This window comes from Plasticicumulans acidivorans, from assembly GCF_003182095.1.
In the GTDB taxonomy this organism is placed as follows: Bacteria; Pseudomonadota; Gammaproteobacteria; order Competibacterales; family Competibacteraceae; genus Plasticicumulans; species Plasticicumulans acidivorans.
On the sequence record NZ_QGTJ01000002.1, the window covers coordinates 491,090 to 508,483 of the forward strand.

Below are 17,394 nucleotides of genomic sequence, written 5' to 3' on the forward strand. Positions count from 1 at the left end.
AGCGACTGCGGGTGAGCTCAGGCCGGGCCGGCCAGCAGCTCCCTGACCCGCGCCAGCAGCTCCTGCGTGGCGAAGGGTTTGATGATGTAGTCGTCGGCGCCGAGGGCCATGCCTTTCTCGCGCTCGACCTCACGCCCCTTGGCGGTGAGCATGACGACCTTCACCGCGCTGCAGGCCGGGTTGTCGCGGATCGCCTGACAGACCTCGTAGCCATCGCGCCGCGGCATCATCACATCGAGCAGCACCAGATCCGGCACCTGCGCGGCAATGGCCTGCAAGGCCGCCTCGCCGTCAATGGCAGTGCGCACCTCATAGCCCGCGTGACGCATCAGAAATTCGAGCGACAACAGAATGTTGGGCTCATCGTCGACCACCAGAATCCTGGCCATGAACCGTCTCCTCCCCGGGGAGCAGCGGCCGGCCCCAGCCGGCCGCAACGGGCGCTTCAGGCGCCTCTTGAATCTTTCTTCGCAGCACTCGCCGTGCCCGTCGCTGCACCCGATGCGTGGTTGAACGCATCCCAGAACAGCTTCTGCAGCGCCTCGACCGACTGCACCTGCATGGAATTGGCGAGGAAGGGCTTCATCAGCGAGACCGGATCGAAGCCGTTCGCCCCCTTCATCATGTTTTCGCGAATCAGCGCCATCATTTCATCGTGCAGCGGCTGCACGTTGGGCAAGCCGAGGAATTCGCGCAATTCCTGTGGCGTCGCCTCCACATTGACGTTCAGTTTCATTCTGCTCCCCCTGTCAACCGATCCACCGGCGCGCCCGTCTCTGCGCGCGGACGGGTCTGCAACGGGCCGGTACTCAGGCTCCGTCTAAACCGGAAGCCGTCCTGACACTAGCCGAAAACCGGCACCAGCGACAATTTTGCGGCCGCAGGGCGCGCGTGCGATGAGTTTTAGCGCTGGATTCAGCCCGCTGCACGCTGCCCGGACTGCTCGCGCAGACGCCGCAGGTGCACCAGCAGCAGCGAAATCGCCGCCGGCGTCAGGCCGGGAATGCGCCCGGCCTGACCGACGGTGTCCGGGCGCACGCGGGCGAGCTTTTCACGCACCTCGGCGGACAGGCCGCGTACTGCCGCGTAGTCGATGTCGGCAGGGATCGGCGTTTCCTCGTGGCGGCGGGCGCGTTCGATCTCCTCGCGCGAGCGCTCGATGTAGCCGGCGTACTTGGCCTGGATCTCGACCTGCTCGCTCACCGCCGGGTCGTTCTCCAGCGCCGGCAGGCCGCCGAGGCGCAGCACCGCGGCGTAGTCCAGTGCCGGGCGGCGCAGCAGTTCGAGCGCACGCGTCTCGCGCGCCAGCTCGCCGCCGAGCAGCTCGCCGGCCAGCGCCGCATCGAGCTGTGCCGGCCGCACCCAGCAGTCGCGCAAGCGCTGGGTTTCGCGCTCGATCGCTTCACGTTTGCCGCTGAACGCCGCCCAACGCACGTCATCGACGCAGCCCAGCTCGCGCCCGATCGCGGTCAGGCGCAGGTCGGCATTGTCCTCGCGCAGGTGCAGGCGGTGTTCGGCGCGGCTGGTGAACATGCGGTACGGCTCGCTGGTGCCGCGGGTGATCAGATCGTCGATCAGCACGCCGAGGTAGGCCTCGTCGCGGCGCGGCCACCACGGTTCGCGCCCCTGCACGGCGAGTGCAGCGTTGAGACCGGCGAGCAGGCCCTGCGCGCCGGCTTCCTCATAGCCGGTGGTGCCGTTGATCTGCCCGGCGAGGTAGAGCCCGTCGAGGTGCTTGCTGGCCAGCGTGTGATGCAGATCGCGCGGATCGAAGAAGTCGTATTCGATGGCGTAGCCGGGCCGGGTGATGTGGGCCTGCTCCAGGCCGGCGATCGAGCGCACCAGGCCGAGCTGGATGTCGAACGGCAGACTGGTGGAAATGCCGTTCGGATAAAACTCGTGCGTGCCCAGTCCTTCCGGCTCAAGAAAGATCTGGTGCGCCGATTTGTCGGCGAAGCGCACGATCTTGTCCTCGACCGACGGGCAGTAGCGCGGCCCGACGCCCTCGATGACGCCGGCATACATCGGCGAGCGGTCGAGACCGGAGCGGATGACGTCGTGCGTGTGCTGGTTGGTGTAGGTGATCCAGCACGACACCTGGCGCGGATGCTCGGCGCGCGAGCCGAGGAAGCTGAACACCGGCTCCGGCGTATCGCCTGGCTGCTCGGCGAGGCGCGAGAAATCGATGCTGCGGCCGTCGATGCGCGGCGGCGTGCCGGTCTTCAGCCGGCCGACGCGCAGCGGCAGCTCGCGCAACCGCGCCGACAGCGTGTTCGCCGGCGGATCGCCCATGCGCCCGCCTTCGTAGTTTTCCATGCCGACGTGGATGCGCCCGGCGAGGAAGGTCCCGGCGGTCAGCACCACCGCGCGGGCGCGGAATTCGATGCCGGTCTGCGTGCGCACGCCGCACACCCGCGTGCCGTCGAGCAGCAGGTCATCGGCAGCCTGCTGGAACACCTGCAGGTTCGGCTGGTTCTCGACGATCGCCCGGATCGCCGCGCGGTACAACGCGCGGTCGGCCTGGGCCCGCGTCGCCCGCACCGCCGGGCCCTTGCGTGAATTGAGCGTGCGGAACTGGATGCCGCCGCGATCCGCCGCGCGCGCCATGGCGCCGCCGAGCGCGTCGATCTCGCGCACCAGATGGCCTTTGCCGATGCCGCCGATGGCCGGATTGCAGCTCATCGCGCCCACGGTCTCGATCGTGTGCGTCAGCAGCAGCGTGCGCGCACCACACCGCGCCGCGGCCAGGCAGGCCTCGGTGCCGGCGTGGCCGCCACCGACCACGATCACATCGAACTCGTCCGGGTAACGCATCGCTTTGATCCGCCAATCGAAAATGGAGGCGGATCGTAGCACCGGCAGCGCCCGCCGTCAGCGCCGGGCGGGCTTACCCGGACGTATTTGCCTCACTCGGCGCGGAAGGCCTTGTGGCAGGCCATGCAGGTCTTTTCGAGCTTCTCGACCGCCGGCCGCACCTGATCGAAATCGCGCGTCTGCGCCGCGGCGGCGACGCCGTCGACCGCGACGATGAAGTCCTTGCGCAGCTGCTCGAACTTCTGCGGCTGCGCCCAGATCTCAGGCTTGGCCCGGGTCTTTTCGGTGTCGCCCGGCTGCGGCGGCGTGAAGAACTCCCAGGGCTTGTCGGCGACGCGCTGCAGCTCCGCGGTCTGCTCGATGAAATTGTCCGCGTGGTACGGATCGCGCCCGCGCGCCACCTTGCCCAGCGGCTCGGCGTAGCGCACCACCATCTTGAAGGCCTGCTTGCGCTTGAATGCAGGGCTGTTCGGATCGGACGAGTCGCACGCGGCCAGCCCGCAGGCCAGCACGACGGCAAGGAGAACGGTGAGCTTCTTCATGGTTCGACGGCATTCCGTGGACGATGCGGACAACGGCGGACACAGCACCGTCCGCCGGCAAAGGCCGCGGACTTTAGCAGAGCGGGATGATGAAGCGCTTATGGCGCCGGCACTGGCCGCCGCCGAATCGCACTGCCGCTGCAATACTCTCGGGCAGCGCACCGCGGGGAGTAGCGACCATGCAGCAGCCAGTGCAGGCGATCCGCCCGGATCGCGAGGTGATGACGCGTCAGCAACTGCCGTATTTCATCGGCATTTCCGCCGCGACGGTCGGCGCTCGCGGCCTGTCGATGCACATCGTGGTCATTCCACCCGCCGCGCGGGCACTGCCGCACCGCCACATCGGCTACGAGACGGCGATCTACGTGCTCGAAGGCCGCGTGCTGACGCGCTGGGGCGAGCGGCTGGAGCATGAAGTCATCAGCGGTGCCGGCGAGTTCCTGTTCGTGCCGCCGGGCGTGCCGCACGAGGCGATCAACCTCAGCGCAACCGAGCCGGCGCGCGCCGTCGTCGCCCGCAACGACCCGGCCGAGCAGGACCGGGTCGAGCCCTATGTGCCGGCCGGCGATGCCGCGTCCTGAACCGCCCGGCCAAAACGCACCATGCTGACGCTGCTCGACAACATCGTCTGGCACGCGCTGAACGGCGCGCAGGCCGCGCTGGCGCAAGGGACCGACAGTGCCCGCCGCTACGCCACCGGCGTCACCGCCCTGATCGGTTTCGCCGAGCCACAGCGGCCGGACTTCGCTGCGCTGGCACCGTTCTGTGCGGCCGGCGAACGCTTCTACTGCATCGGCTGGGACGGCAAGGCACCGCCGGGCTGGCATGTCGAAGTCGAGTCGACGATCGTCAAGATGTACTGGGACGCCGCCATGCCCGACGACACCGCCGCGTTCAGACCGCTGCCGCTCGGCGCCTCTCACCTTGCCGCGGCGCAAGCGCTGGCCGAACGGACACACCCCGGCCCGTTCGGGCCGCGCACCTTCGAGCTCGGCGAGTACCTCGGCTGCGTCGAAGACGGCCGCCTGCTGGCGATGGCCGGCGAACGCCTGCACGCCGCGACGCTGCGCGAGATCAGCGCCGTCTGCACCCACTCGGACCATCAGGGCCGCGGCCTGGCGCGGGCACTGATGCACCACCTGCTGCGCCGCCAGCTGCAGCGCGGCGAGCAGCCGTTCCTGCACGTGCTGCACGACAACCCGGCACGCCGGCTGTACCGGCAGATGGGGTTTCGCGAGTACAGCGCACCGCGCGTACGCATCGTCGTGCGCGATTGAACCGGCGACGTGCCACGACCGGCGGGCGTGTGCGGCCTGCCATCAACGGCGCGCGCTACGCTGCCATTCCCGCCCCCGTGCCCGGAGCTGCGCCGATGAACGTCATCGCCCTGAGCTGTATCTGCGTCCTCGGCCTGCTGCTGTTCGGCCTCGGCATGGCCGTCTCGGCGCAGCGTTTTCACAGCCGGACGCTGGATGGCCACAGCGACGCGCCCGACGACCCGCTGCACAAGCTGATCTGCGCCCACGCCAATACCGCCGAATTTGCACCGTTTCTCGCCATGCTGATGCTGTACCTCGGCCTGCAGCAGCCGGCGGCCGGCACCGTCGCGCTGATGGTGGCGGTCACACTGTGCCGCGGGCTGCTGGTCATCGGCCTGCTCGGCGGCTCGCTGGCGCGGCCGAATCCGCTGCGCTTCATCGGCGCGCTCGGTACCTATCTGCTCGGCGGCGCACTGTGCGTGGTCGCGCTGATCGAGCGCTGAGCCCTGCCCCGCCAGCGCCAAGGTGTCAGAACAGCTGGCGGCGCTGCAGCTCGGCGTACAGGCGACGGGCGAGCTTCTCGAAGCCGACGGTCTTCGGGTGCATGTCGTCGTCCCAGTCGCCGCGCTCCAGCGTGCCGGCGGTGCGCACGAACACCACCCGCTGCGGGTCGGCATCGGCCAGCTGCTGCAGGCGATCGCCATACGTGTCGATCAGCCGCTTGATGACCTCATGGCGCAGATTCGGCGGAATGCCGGCGGTGTCCATCGGCTTCTTCAGCCAGCCGAGGCCATGCCGCAGGTGATCGCCCGGCCAGGGATAGTCGTAGTTGTGCAGCAGCACGGTCAGGCGCGGATTGCTCGCCGTCGCCTGCTGCACCAGCGTGCGCATCGCCTGCTGGCAGCGCTCGAACAGCGCGTCCATGCCCGGCGGGTTGAGGCATTCCTCGACCGTCGTCGCCGCGCTGCAGCGGTTGCCGAGCACCGGCGCCAGATCCTCCTCACCGGCGAAGTCGTTGCCGCCACCGCTGAGGAACACCAGGCGGATGCTCGGATAGGTCTTCAGGTAGGCGACGTAGTTGTTCCAGTCGCTGCCGCGCTCATCGACGTAATCGGCGACATTGCGCCCGATTTCGCCGAGCATCAGCGTCGTCAGCGGCAGCAGCCCGTGCAGGGAATCGACCAGATTGCGCTGCAGCGGGTGCCAGAACCACGAATCTCCCAGCGCGAGGATGTCGAGGCTCTCCCCGCTCGCACCGAGTGTATCCGGCAAAACCGCATGGATGTGACCGGGATTGCTCATCACGCACCTCCTGCTCGCCACCAGACCGCCGCGCGGCGGTGCCTTGATGTAAGCAGATGCGCCGGGGCATGGCGGGGTTGGCGCGGAAATTTGCGCCGCCGGGGCTGAACGGCCGCAGGCTGCACTGCCCTTCCCCGCCATCGGGTCCAGGTGATGCATGGAGCCTGTCATGAACCCACACCTGCCGAGCCAGCGAGCACCTCGGACAACAGCAGGCAAACGAACAGCAGAAAGCACAGCCCCTGGACGTTACGCAACAGGCGCCCGTAATCGCCCGTTTCAGACGAACGCTTCAGCACAAGTGCTGGGCACTTCTGTCAGCTGACAACGATTGAGCAACTCCAGAAGACGCCAGCAGATGTCCGCGGACATCGATCACTTGCCGATGCAGAAGCGGCTGAAGATCGCGCCGAGCAGGTCGTCCGGGGTGAATTCGCCGGTGATTTCGCCGAGGGCCTGGTGGGCGCGGCGCAGTTCCTCGGCAGCGAGTTCGCCGGCGCGGACGCTGAGCTGCTGGCGGGCGCAGGCGAGGGCCTCGCGGGTGCGCTGCAAGGCGTCGAGGTGGCGGCGGCGGGCCATGAAGCGGCCCTCGTGGGCGTCGTCGTAGCCCATACAACGTTTGAGGTGCGCACGCAGGCTGTCGAGGCCGCGGCCGTCGAGCGCCGAGAGGCGGATTTCCTCGCCCCAGTCGCCCTGCGTTTCGCCAGCGCCGGCGCCGCTGAGATCGATCTTGTTGCGCACCAGTGTCAGCGGCAGGCGCGCCGGCAGGCGGGCGCGCAGGGCGGCGTCTTCGGCGGTCGGGCCGCTGGCGTCGTCGACCAGCAGCAGCAGGCGGTCGGCGCGCTCGATCTCGCGCCAGGCGCGGCGGATGCCTTCCTGCTCGACCGGATCGGCCGATTCGCGCAGGCCGGCGGTGTCGATGATGTGCAGCGGCATGCCATCGAGGTTGATACGCTCGCGCAGCACGTCGCGGGTGGTGCCGGCGATCGGCGTGACGATGGCGGCGTCGAAGCCGGCCAGGCGGTTGAGCAGGCTGGACTTGCCGGCATTCGGCCGCCCGGCGATGACCACGGTCATGCCCTCGCGCAACAGCCGGCCCTGACCGGCCTCGGCCATCAGTGCGTCGAGCTCGGCGGCGAGGGCGGCGGCGCGGGCGCCGAGTTCGCCGTCGGCGAGAAAATCGATTTCCTCTTCGGGAAAGTCGATCGCCGATTCGATCCACAGCCGCAGCTCGATCATGCCCTCGGCCAGCACCTGCACGCGGCGCGAGAACTCGCCATCGAGCGAAGCCAGCGCAGCGCGGGCGGCCTGCGCGGTGGCGGCGTCGATCAGGTCGGCAATCGCCTCGGCCTGGGCCAGATCCAGCCGGCCATTGAGGAAGGCGCGCTCGGAGAACTCGCCGGGCCGCGCCGGCCGGGCACCGAGTTCGCAGGCGCGCGCCAGCAGCAGATCGAGCACCACCGGCCCGCCATGGCCCTGCAGCTCCAGCACCGGCTCGCCGGTGAAGCTCGCCGGCGCAGCGAAATACAGCACCAGCCCGGCATCGAGCGCACCGCCATCGGCGGCGCGAAAGTGCCGGAACACCGCCCGCCGCACAGCTGGCAGGCCGCCGCAGATGCTATCGGCGATGGCCGCGACCGCCGGGCCGGAAACACGGACGATACCGACGCCGCCGCGACCCGGTGCGGTGGCGATCGCGGCGATGGTGTCGTGCTGGTACATGAAAACCTCCGCGGCCCGGTGCTGTCGGCCGAAAAAAAAGCGGGCGGGAAATCCCGCCCGCCGTATCTGGCGCTACCCGCTCGAAGCTGATGCTCAGGCGGCGGCTTTCTTCTGCTCACCGGCTTCGATGCGCCTGGTGATGATGTACTGCTGCGTGATCGACAGCGTGTTGTTGACCACCCAGTACAGCACCAGGCCGGACGGGAACCACAGGAACATGAAGGTGAAGATGATCGGCATCGCCATCATGATCTTCGCCTGCATCGGGTCCGGCGGCGCCGGCGACAGCTTCTGCTGGATGAACATGGTCACGCCCATGATCAGCGGCAGGACGTAGTAGGGATCCTGCTGTGAGAGGTCGACGATCCAGCCCATGAATGGCGCCTGACGCAGCTCGACGCTCTCCAGCAGCATCCAGTAGAGGGCGATGAACACCGGGATCTGCACCACGATCGGCAGGCAGCCACCGAGCGGGTTGACCTTCTCGGTGCGGTACATCTCCATCATCGCCTGGTTGAGCTTCTGCTTGTCGTCGCCGTAGCGCTCCTTCAGCGACTGCAGCTTCGGCGCAAGCTTGCGCATGTTCGCCATCGAGCGGTAGCTGGTTTCGGAGAGCTTGTAGAACGCCGCCTTGATCAGCACCGTCAGGATGATGATCGACCAGCCCCAGTTGCCGAGCAGCGAATGGATGTGGCGCAGCGCCCAGAACAGCGGCTCGGCGATGATGGTCAGCTTGCCGTAGTCGACGGTCAGCTCAAGGTGCGGAGCGACCTTGGCCATCACGTCCTGCAGCTTCGGACCGACGTAGAGCTTGGAGCTGAAGGTGGTCGAACCGCCCGCCGGCACGGTGGTCAGCGGACCGCTGCGGCCGAGCACGAAGCGCTCATTGCCGGCGGCAAGCGAGTAATAGGTGCCGGTCTGCGTCTGATCGGGCACCAGCGCGCCGACGAAGTAGTGCTGGATCATCGCCGCCCAGCCACCGGTGACGGTGCGGTCGAGCGGCGTCTTGGTCATGTCGTCGAAGCTGAGCTTCTCGTAGTTCTTCTCGGCGGTCGACAGCACGCCACCGGTGTAGGTGTAGGTGCTGCCGATATGGCTGCCCTTGGAGGCCGGTGCCTGACGCTGCAGCTGCTGGTAGGCGACGCCGCGCCATTCCTCGGCCGAGGTGTTGTCGACGGTCTGGGTCAGATCGATGACGTAGCTGCCGCGATGGAAGGTGTAGGTCTTGGTGACCTTGACGCCATCGGGGCCGGTCCAGTGCAGCTGGACGTTCAGCTGGTCCTGGCCGTCGGCCAGCGTGTAGTCGGTCTTGTCGGCCTGAAACACGGCGTAGTGATCGGGTGCGCTGCCGCTGCTCGCGCGCAGGCCGGACTGGGCGACGAACACCTCGCCGCCGCTGTCACGCATCAGCACGAAGGGAATGTCCTTGTGCTGCACCGATTCCGGGTAGCGGCGCAGGCCGACATGACGCAGATCGCCACCGGTGGTGTCGAGCTCGATGTCATAGACGTCGGTCTGCACATGGATGCGCGTACCCTCGGGCAGAACCGATCCCTGGCGAGCCGCACCCGGTGGTGGCGGTGCCTCCGGTGCTACCGGCACGTCGCGCGGCGCCGATCCAGCTTCGGCCGGAGCTGCCGCCACGGTCGGCGCTGGCGCCGGCTTCGGTGTGTGTTCACCGATCCAGGCTTCCCAGATCAGGAATGACACGAAGCCGAGCGCGAGGACCAAGAGGAGTCTCTGGTTTTCCATCAGTCTTTCTCGAGGCTCTGGGGAACGGGGTCATAACCGCCGGGATGCCACGGATGGCAGCGGCTGATGCGCTTGACGGCGAGCCATCCGCCGCGCAGCGCGCCGAAACGCTCGATGGCTTCGAGCGCATAGGCGGAACAAGTGGGGTGAAACCGGCAACGGGGGCCGAGGAGGGGACTGATCAGCAGCCGGTAGGCGCGGATTAGCAGCGTCAACAGCGCACGCATCGTTTCGCCAGTCGGGCCCAATGCCGATTCAGGGATTCGAACAGCAGTCGATGCTCGACGCCGGACAAACCCGGTCGCGCCATCACGACGAAATCCACGCCACCGAGCGTTGCGAGCTGATGGCGGAAGCTTTCGCGGATGATGCGTTTAATGGAATTCCGCAGCACCGCCAGTTTGGCATTGCGCTTGGAGATGGCGAGGCCAAGGCGGGCATGTTCCAGGGAATTCGAACAGGCCAGCACCGTGAAATAGCGGTCGGCCGATTTTTCCGCCCGGTCGAAGACCGTCTGAAACTCCGCCTTGCGCACCAGGCGGGCGCGCCGTTCGAAGCGCGCGCCGTCCACGGTGGAATCAGGCCGACAGGCGCGCGCGGCCCTTGGCGCGGCGGGCATTGATCACAAGACGGCCGTTCTTGGTCGCCATGCGTGCGCGGAAACCGTGCGTGCGCTTGCGATGGATGACGCTGGGCTGAAAAGTGCGCTTCGACATGATGCTGAATCCATTGGGAAATCGAACGAGGTACCGGGCGACGGCTAAAGACTCGCCCGAAGCAAGGGGCGCGAGAGTAGCCGTGCAGACAGCGATTTGTCAACGCGGCAGTGGGGGGGCAACGGCGTGCATACCCTGTGGATAACTTTCGGATGACCACATACACTCCGCCCCTTTCGCCAACGAATTACCTTTGGGGATCGCGCGTGGACGACACGCTCTGGAAGCTCTGCCTCGACCACCTCGAACATGAGCTGAGCGAACAGCAACTGAACACGTGGGTGCGCCCGCTGCAGGCCATCGTCGAAGATGGCGGTCTGCGCCTGCTCGCACCCAACAAGTTCGTGCTGGACCAGGTCCGCGAGCATCACCTCGGCGTGATTCGTGACGCGCTGGCGAATATCTACCCTAACCAGGAAATCCCGGTGCAGCTGGAAATCGGTTCGAGCCGGGCTACGCCGGTGCGCCGGGCCGAAGCACCGGCCCCCCGCCGCGGCGGTGTCATCAGCGAACCGGTGGCAATGCCGGAAAACGAGCACTTCCAGAGCAACCTCAATCCGGATTTCACGTTCGACAGCTTCGTCGCCGGCAAGTCGAATCAGCTGGCCCGCGCGGCCTGCCAGCAGGTCGCACAGAATCCCGGCAAAGCCTACAACCCGCTGTTCATTTACGGTGGCACCGGCCTCGGCAAGACCCATCTGATGCACGCCGTCGGCAACCAGCTGCGCCGGCTCAAACCGGATGCGCGCGTGGTCTACCTGCATTCGGAGCACTTCGTCGCCGACATGGTGCGGGCGCTGCAGCACGACCGCATCGATGAGTTCAAACGCTTCTACCGCTCACTCGATGCCCTGCTGATCGACGACATTCAGTTCTTCGCCGGCAAGGAGCGTTCGCAGGAGGAGTTCTTCCATACCTTCAATACGCTGCTCGAAGGCAACCAGCAGGTCATTCTCACCTGCGATCGCTACTTCAAGGAGATCAACGGGCTGGAGGATCGGCTGAAATCCCGCTGCGGCTGGGGCCTGACGGTAGTCGTCGAGCCGCCGGAGCTGGAAACACGGGTGGCGATCCTGATGAGCAAGGCGGCGCAATCGAAAGTCGCACTGCCACATGAGGCGGCATTCCTTATCGCCAAACACATTCGCTCAAACGTGCGTGAGCTGGAAGGCGCGCTGCGCCGGGTCATGGCCAACGCCCAGTTCACCGGGCGGCCAGTCACGCTTGAACTGTGCCGCGAAGCGCTGCACGACGTGATCTCACTGCACAACAAGCTGATCACCATCGACAACATTCAGAAGACCGTTGCCGAGTATTACAAGCTGCGCGTCACCGAGCTGGTGTCGCCTTCCCGCAATCGCTCAATCGCGCGCCCGCGCCAGCTCGCGATGGCACTGGCCAAAGAGCTGACCAATCACAGCCTGCCGGAAATCGGCCAGGCCTTTGGCGGTCGCGACCATACGACGGTCCTGCATGCCGTGCGCAAGATCGCCGAGCTCAGGGAGGAGGACAACCGCATTCGCGAGGACTTCAACAACCTGTTGGTAACCCTGTCAATGTAGTTGTGGATAACATGTGGATAAGACAAAAAAGCTGTGGAAAACTAAACGGCTCATTTTTTTGTCCACAGGTGGGGGCCGGTTGAGTGCACACATCATCCAGAGCTTATCCACAGGGCGAGTGCGCATATCTGATTGATAGCATGGCTTATTTTGTTTTTTTGCACAGACTGGCCATCTGCTAGTAATAACAAGTTCTTTTATATAAACCGATACTGTTATTTGAGGGACGGCGATGAAACTCGCATGTCAGCGCGAAAACCTGCTGAAACCACTGAGCCACGTGATTGGCGTCGTTGAGCGTCGCCAGACGCTGCCGGTACTCGCCAACGTGCTCGTGCATCTCGGCGACGGGCAGCTGACGATCACGGCAACGGATCTGGAACTGGAGCTGGTTGCCAGTCAGGAAATGGAAAGCGACGACGCTGGAGAGATCACCATCCCGGCGCGCAAGCTCTACGACATCCTGCGTACCCTGCCAGAGGAGTCGGAAGTCAGCCTGGCAATTGAGAGCGAACGGGCACTGATTCGCAGTGGACGCAGCCGTTTCCAGCTGGCGACCCTGCCGGCTCATGATTTCCCGAACACGGAAGATGTCGACTTCGATGTCGAGATCACATTGCCGCAGCATCAGTTGCGGCAGTTGCTGGAGCGCACGCAGTTCGCGATGGCGCAGCAGGACGTGCGTTTCTACCTCAATGGCCTGCTGCTTGACTGGACCGGGGAAGAACTGCGCGCGGTGGCGACTGACGGTCATCGTCTGGCTCTGTGCAGCACGGCGATCGAGGGCATCACCGCCGAGCCGTTGCAGGTCATCGTGCCTCGCAAGGGCGTGCAGGAGCTGATTCGTCTGCTGGGTGATGGCGATGAGCCGGTGGTGCTGCGCATCGGTGGCAACCACATCCAGATTCTGCTGGGCGGTATCCGTTTTACCTCCAAGCTGATCGACGGCAAATTTCCGGATTACCAGCGCGTACTGCCGAAGATCGGCAATCGGGTGGTGCTGGCCGATCGCCTGGTGTTGCGCACGGCTCTGGCGCGCACGGCGATTCTCTCCAACGAGAAGTACCGCGGGGTGCGCTTGCAGGTTGAAAACTGGCTGCTGCGGGTGCAGGCGCACAACCCCGAGCAGGAAGAGGCCGAGGAAGAAGTCGAAGTCAATTACGACGGCGAGAGCTTCGAGATCGGCTTCAACGTGGCCTATCTGCTCGATGCGCTCGGAGCCCTGCCCGGCGAACTGGTGAAACTGGCGTTCACGGATTCGAATTCGAGCTGCCTGATTCAGGATCCGGACAGCGAGACGGCGCGCTACGTGGTCATGCCGATGCGCCTGTAGACGGTTCTGTCGATGCTGCTCGAACTCGAACTGCACGGGTTTCGATGTTTTTCCGATTTGCGGATCGAGTGCGGACCGGCATTGAACTGTTTCACCGGCAGCAATGCCTGTGGCAAGACCAGCCTGCTGGAGGCGATTTACTTTCTGTCGCGCGCGCGCTCCTTTCGCTGCCGCTTGCCGCAGGACCTGATACGTCGTGGCGCTGCGGTGTTCCGGCTGGTGGCGCGCATCGAGAGCGATGGGCGCCGAGAAACACTCGGCATGCAGCGCGATGCGCAGAGTCTGGTCGTGCGACATGCCGGGACCACGCTCGTGTCACTTGCCGAACTGAGCCGTCTGCTGCCGGTGTTACTGCTGACGCCGGACAGCCATCGCCTGCTCGATGACGGGCCGAAGTCCCGCCGCCGTTTCATCGACTGGGGCGTTTTTCAGCGCGATGCTTTGTTTCTCGGCCATTGGCGACGTTTTACTCAGGCCCTGCGCCAGCGCAATGCCGCATTGCGCGATCCGCGGATGTCGCGCGGTATCGAGGTCTGGGAGCGGGAAATCGCCCAGGCGGCTGTCAGTCTCGACGCGGCTCGTTCAGTCTTCTGTGCCGAGTTGGATGCCGAACTGAGCTTGCAGGCGCAGGCGTTGCTGGGACTCGATGGTGTGCGTCTGGAGTACCGGCGTGGCTGGCATCGCGATCACGAGCTTGAGGCCCTGCTGGCGGGTTCGCGTGATGGCGATCGCCGGCTCGGCCATACTCGTCTGGGGCCGCAGCGGGCCGATTTCCAGGTGCGCATTCAGGGGCGGCCACCGGGGGCGGCGTTGTCGCGCGGTCAGCATAAATTACTGGTCGCGGCGCTGATGCTGGCGCAGGCCGCGCTGTATCGGCGGCATCATGAACAATGTTGCACGCTGCTGGTCGACGACCTGGCCGCTGAGCTCGATCAGGAGCACCGCGCACGTTTCATCACCGCGCTGAGCGCCGCCGGAGCGCAGGTATTTCTTACGGTGATCGAACCTGCGGCGATTGCCGGTCTGTTGCCGGCCGACAGCGTCCAGCAGGCCTTGCCGAACGCGGCAACAGGGGACGTGTTATAATGCTCTGCTTATCTGAATGGATGGATTTTGATGAGCGAATCAAGCACTTACAACTCGTCGAGTATCCAGGTCCTGAAAGGGCTGGACGCCGTCCGCAAGCGCCCCGGAATGTACATCGGCGATACCGATGACGGCACCGGATTGCACCACATGGTCTTCGAGGTCGTCGACAACTCGATCGACGAGGCGCTGGCCGGTTACTGTAGTGAAATTCGCGTCGTTATCCATACCGATAACTCGGTCAGCGTCAGCGACAACGGTCGTGGCATCCCGGTCGATCTGCATCCCGAGGAGGGGGTGTCAGCGGCCGAAGTGATCATGACGGTGCTGCACGCCGGCGGTAAGTTCAACCAGAACAGCTACAAGGTGTCGGGCGGACTGCACGGCGTCGGCGTGTCGGTGGTCAACGCGCTGTCGGAGTCGTTGCGGCTGACGGTGCGCCGTGAAGGGCATATCTACCAGCAGGATTACCGGCACGGCGTGCCGCAGTATCCGCTGAAGGCCGTCGGGGATACCGAGCAAAGCGGTACCGAAGTCCGTTTCAAGCCCAGCGGCGAGACATTCACGCACATCGAGTTCCACTACGAGATTCTCGCCCGGCGTCTGCGTGAGCTGTCGTTCCTCAATTCCGGCGTGCGCATCAGCCTGACCGACGAGCGCAACGGCAAGAGCGATGCTTTCGAGTATCAGGGTGGTATCCGCGCTTTCGTCGAGCACCTGAACCGCAACAAGACGCCGCTGCATGATGGTGTGTTCTACGTGAATGCCGAAAAAGATGGCATCAGCGTCGAAGCGGCCCTGCAGTGGAACGACTCCTATCAGGAGAACGTGTACTGCTTTACCAACAACATTCCGCAGCGTGATGGCGGCACCCACCTGACCGGTTTTCGCAGTGCGCTGACACGCACGCTGAACGAGTACATGGAATCGTCCGGTGTGCTGAAAAAGGCCAAGGTTGCGACCAGCGGTGATGACGCCCGCGAAGGTCTGACCGCTGTGCTGTCGGTCAAGGTGCCGGACCCGAAGTTTTCCTCGCAGACCAAGGACAAACTGGTGTCGAGCGAGGTCAAGCCGATCGTCGAATCATTGCTCGTCGAGTATTTCGGCAGCTTCCTGCTCGAACATCCGGCGGATGCCCGCGCCATCACCGACAAGATCGTCGAGGCGGCGCGTGCGCGCGAGGCGGCGCGGCGGGCGCGGGAGATGACGCGGCGCAAGGGCGTGCTTGATGTCGCCGGCCTGCCGGGCAAGCTGGCCGACTGCCAGGAGAAAGACCCGGGCCATTCCGAGCTGTTCCTGGTCGAGGGCGATTCCGCAGGAGGTTCGGCCAAGCAGGGACGTGACCGCAAGTTTCAGGCGATCCTGCCGCTCAAGGGCAAGATCCTCAACGTCGAGAAAGCGCGCTTCGACAAGATGCTGCAGTCGGCGGAGGTCGGTACGCTGATCACCGCGCTCGGCTGCGGCATCGGCCGCGAGGAATTCGACCCGGACAAACTGCGCTACCACCGCATCATCATCATGACCGACGCCGACGTCGACGGCTCGCATATCCGCACGCTGCTGCTGACGTTTTTCTACCGGCAGATGCGTGAGCTGGTGGAGCGCGGGCACATCTACATCGCGCAGCCGCCGCTGTACAAGGTCAAGAAGGGCAAGCAGGAGCAGTACGTCAAAGACGACGCCGAACTGCAGGCTTACCTGCTGAATTCCGCGCTCGACGGGGCCGCTCTGGTGGCCGATGAGCTGTCGCCGCCGATCGTCGGGACGGCCTTGGAAGAACTGGCGCGCGAGCAGGTTGCCGCCAGTGCCGTGATCGCCCGGCTGAGTCGTCGCTACGATCTGCAACTGCTGCAGCAGCTGGTGCAGCTGCCGCGCGTGCGCGCGGAAATGCTGCGTGAAGGGCGGGGACTCGACGGCTGGCTGCATGCACTCAGCGAGCGTCTTGCCGCAGTACCTGCCGAGTTCGGTGTTTACAGCGCGAGCTTGGAGGCACTCGGTGCCGAGGGCCACTGCATCAAGGTTCGGCAGCTGCGCCACGGCCTTGAGCGGGATACGCGACTGAGTCCGGAATTCTTTGAAACGCCGGAATACGAGCTGCTGGCACGTCTCGCCGACAAAGTGGCGGATCTGTTCACTGCGCAGACGGCGATTCGCCGCGGTGAGCGTGTGCAGATCGTCGACAGTCTGCGCCGTGCCGTCGAATGGCTGCTCGAAGAGGCCAAGCGCGGACAGCACATTCAGCGTTACAAAGGCCTTGGTGAAATGAACCCCGAGCAGCTTTGGGAAACCACGATGGACCCGGGCAGCCGCCGGCTGCTGCAAGTGCGCATCGAGGACGCCATCGCGGCCGACGAAGTGTTCACGATGCTGATGGGCGACGAAGTCGAGCCGCGTCGCGATTTCATCGAGACCAATGCATTGTCGGCGGCGAATATTGACGTCTAGTTTTGTGAATCCCTCGATGATCTAGTTTTTTATAAAAAATCTAGATTTCATGAGATTTAAATTTTTAAGAGCCACCTCTTTAAAGGTGGCTCTTTTGCTTTAGTACAGTCTGCTGGTTGGCTAAAGCGGTCGTATGTCTGTGCAGTTAATCTATTTGCCAGTGGCGGTTGATCCCGCATTCAGCAGATCAACGATTTCAGCGCTTGATTAAAATCTGTAATTGTCAGTTTGGAGAAGCTGGCCTTCAACGAAGGCTTGATGGACGCGTCGCCGATAAGCGGCGTGTTCCATCGACTGTAAGGTGAAAGAACGCGTATTCTTGCAGAATTTTCGAGAACATTTAGTGAGTTTTCCATGACGGCCACACCATTCCGTCCGTGGGCATAAATAAAGCGCTCTGGCGTGATGCATCGGCACTGCACACCACTATATGGGCTCCCTGAACTAGAGAAAATAAAGTTTTCCACATCTTTTCAACTTTGTGGATAATAATGTCCCGCGTCTTCTGCATCTTCGCTGGGTTCTACTTTTCAGCTGAATAATGCTGTTGACGTAAAAATATTTATTTTTAAATCAAAGCGTTATGCCGTTTTTGGTGGTTATGCCAATTTCATATCTGCTCTATACAAATCAATTTTTTGCAATGAATTCGAGCTTCCCTTGCCAATGCCAATCGGGTGTGGAAAAGTACAAGATAAAAACTATTCGTTTTATTTTTAATAGGATAGGGCAGGCGTGTAATGAATTCATATATGCCTAGCGGCATTGCATTGTTCGGTTCTCTGCTGGGTGGCATGCTTGCCATGATGGTACCCGTGCCGCAGTGGTACGGCATACATGCGTGGATAGTACTTGGCTTTG

The 17,394-nt window shown here is 64.2% G+C and carries 17 protein-coding genes; 7 read left to right on the forward strand and 10 right to left on the reverse strand.

All coding sequences use genetic code 11. The features are described from left to right. Window positions 1-17: 17 nt before the first annotated feature. From C7443_RS04915 to C7443_RS04930, 4 genes are all read right to left on the reverse strand, one after another. Window positions 18-389 carry a response regulator transcription factor gene (locus C7443_RS04915; RefSeq protein ID WP_110017434.1) on the reverse strand — a complete coding sequence of 124 codons (372 nt, stop codon included), beginning with the start codon at window positions 387-389 and terminating at the stop codon, window positions 18-20. A 56-nt stretch (window positions 390-445) separates the two neighbouring features. Continuing rightward, window positions 446-736 (reverse strand): DUF6489 family protein, encoded by a 291-nt coding sequence (locus tag C7443_RS04920; RefSeq protein ID WP_110017435.1) that lies wholly within the window; start codon window positions 734-736, stop codon window positions 446-448. Window positions 737-915: 179 nt separating this feature from the next. Continuing rightward, the gene (mnmG, locus tag C7443_RS04925; protein ID WP_110017436.1) at window positions 916-2,814 is read right to left on the reverse strand and encodes a tRNA uridine-5-carboxymethylaminomethyl(34) synthesis enzyme MnmG; all 1,899 of its coding nucleotides are present in this window, start codon (window positions 2,812-2,814) and stop codon (window positions 916-918) included. Between the two features lie 92 nt (window positions 2,815-2,906). Next, window positions 2,907-3,356 carry a c-type cytochrome gene (locus C7443_RS04930; protein ID WP_110017437.1) on the reverse strand — a complete coding sequence of 150 codons (450 nt, stop codon included), beginning with the start codon at window positions 3,354-3,356 and terminating at the stop codon, window positions 2,907-2,909. Between the two features lie 179 nt (window positions 3,357-3,535). On the opposite strand from C7443_RS04930, the gene C7443_RS04935 reads away from it, so the two are divergent. From C7443_RS04935 to C7443_RS04945, 3 genes are all read left to right on the forward strand, one after another. Next, window positions 3,536-3,937, forward strand: coding sequence for a cupin domain-containing protein (locus C7443_RS04935; RefSeq protein ID WP_110017438.1), 402 nt, complete (start codon window positions 3,536-3,538; stop codon window positions 3,935-3,937). A 21-nt stretch (window positions 3,938-3,958) separates the two neighbouring features. Further along, window positions 3,959-4,633, forward strand: coding sequence for a GNAT family N-acetyltransferase (locus tag C7443_RS04940; protein ID WP_110017439.1), 675 nt, complete (start codon window positions 3,959-3,961; stop codon window positions 4,631-4,633). A gap of 95 nt (window positions 4,634-4,728) precedes the next feature. Beyond that, window positions 4,729-5,118: an MAPEG family protein gene (locus C7443_RS04945; protein WP_110017440.1), complete on the forward strand. Its 390-nt coding sequence runs from the start codon at window positions 4,729-4,731 to the stop codon at window positions 5,116-5,118. Between the two features lie 25 nt (window positions 5,119-5,143). Here C7443_RS04945 and C7443_RS04950 read toward each other — a convergent pair whose 3' ends face one another. The 6 genes from C7443_RS04950 to rpmH all read right to left on the reverse strand — a co-directional run bounded on the left by C7443_RS04950 (window position 5,144) and on the right by rpmH (window position 10,107). Beyond that, window positions 5,144-5,917: an SGNH/GDSL hydrolase family protein gene (locus C7443_RS04950; protein WP_170123496.1), complete on the reverse strand. Its 774-nt coding sequence runs from the start codon at window positions 5,915-5,917 to the stop codon at window positions 5,144-5,146. Between the two features lie 375 nt (window positions 5,918-6,292). Further along, the gene (mnmE, locus tag C7443_RS04955; RefSeq protein ID WP_110017442.1) at window positions 6,293-7,639 is read right to left on the reverse strand and encodes a tRNA uridine-5-carboxymethylaminomethyl(34) synthesis GTPase MnmE; all 1,347 of its coding nucleotides are present in this window, start codon (window positions 7,637-7,639) and stop codon (window positions 6,293-6,295) included. 93 nt (window positions 7,640-7,732) lie between these two features. Next, a complete protein-coding gene (yidC, locus tag C7443_RS04960) occupies window positions 7,733-9,370 on the reverse strand; it encodes a membrane protein insertase YidC (RefSeq protein ID WP_425467066.1) in 1,638 nt (545 codons plus the stop codon). Window positions 9,371-9,390: 20 nt separating this feature from the next. Continuing rightward, window positions 9,391-9,618 (reverse strand): membrane protein insertion efficiency factor YidD, encoded by a 228-nt coding sequence (yidD, locus tag C7443_RS04965; RefSeq protein WP_110017444.1) that lies wholly within the window; start codon window positions 9,616-9,618, stop codon window positions 9,391-9,393. Then, window positions 9,603-9,962, reverse strand: a complete 360-nt coding sequence (gene rnpA / locus C7443_RS04970) for a ribonuclease P protein component (RefSeq protein ID WP_246004555.1) — start codon at window positions 9,960-9,962, stop codon at window positions 9,603-9,605. The genes yidD and rnpA overlap by 16 nt, the downstream gene beginning before the upstream one ends. A 7-nt stretch (window positions 9,963-9,969) precedes the next feature. Beyond that, the gene (gene rpmH, locus C7443_RS04975; protein WP_110017446.1) at window positions 9,970-10,107 is read right to left on the reverse strand and encodes a 50S ribosomal protein L34; all 138 of its coding nucleotides are present in this window, start codon (window positions 10,105-10,107) and stop codon (window positions 9,970-9,972) included. 152 nt (window positions 10,108-10,259) lie between these two features. On the opposite strand from rpmH, the gene dnaA reads away from it, so the two are divergent. From dnaA to gyrB, 4 genes are all read left to right on the forward strand, one after another. Continuing rightward, a complete protein-coding gene (gene dnaA / locus C7443_RS04980; protein WP_110017447.1) occupies window positions 10,260-11,669 on the forward strand; it encodes a chromosomal replication initiator protein DnaA in 1,410 nt (469 codons plus the stop codon). 232 nt (window positions 11,670-11,901) lie between these two features. Next, window positions 11,902-13,002, forward strand: a complete 1,101-nt coding sequence (gene dnaN, locus C7443_RS04985; protein WP_110017448.1) for a DNA polymerase III subunit beta — start codon at window positions 11,902-11,904, stop codon at window positions 13,000-13,002. A 12-nt stretch (window positions 13,003-13,014) separates the two neighbouring features. Then, window positions 13,015-14,088 (forward strand): DNA replication/repair protein RecF, encoded by a 1,074-nt coding sequence (recF, locus tag C7443_RS04990; protein WP_110017449.1) that lies wholly within the window; start codon window positions 13,015-13,017, stop codon window positions 14,086-14,088. A 30-nt stretch (window positions 14,089-14,118) separates the two neighbouring features. Then, the gene (gene gyrB, locus C7443_RS04995) at window positions 14,119-16,533 is read left to right on the forward strand and encodes a DNA topoisomerase (ATP-hydrolyzing) subunit B (protein WP_110017450.1); all 2,415 of its coding nucleotides are present in this window, start codon (window positions 14,119-14,121) and stop codon (window positions 16,531-16,533) included. The last annotated feature ends 861 nt before the right edge of the window (window positions 16,534-17,394 follow it).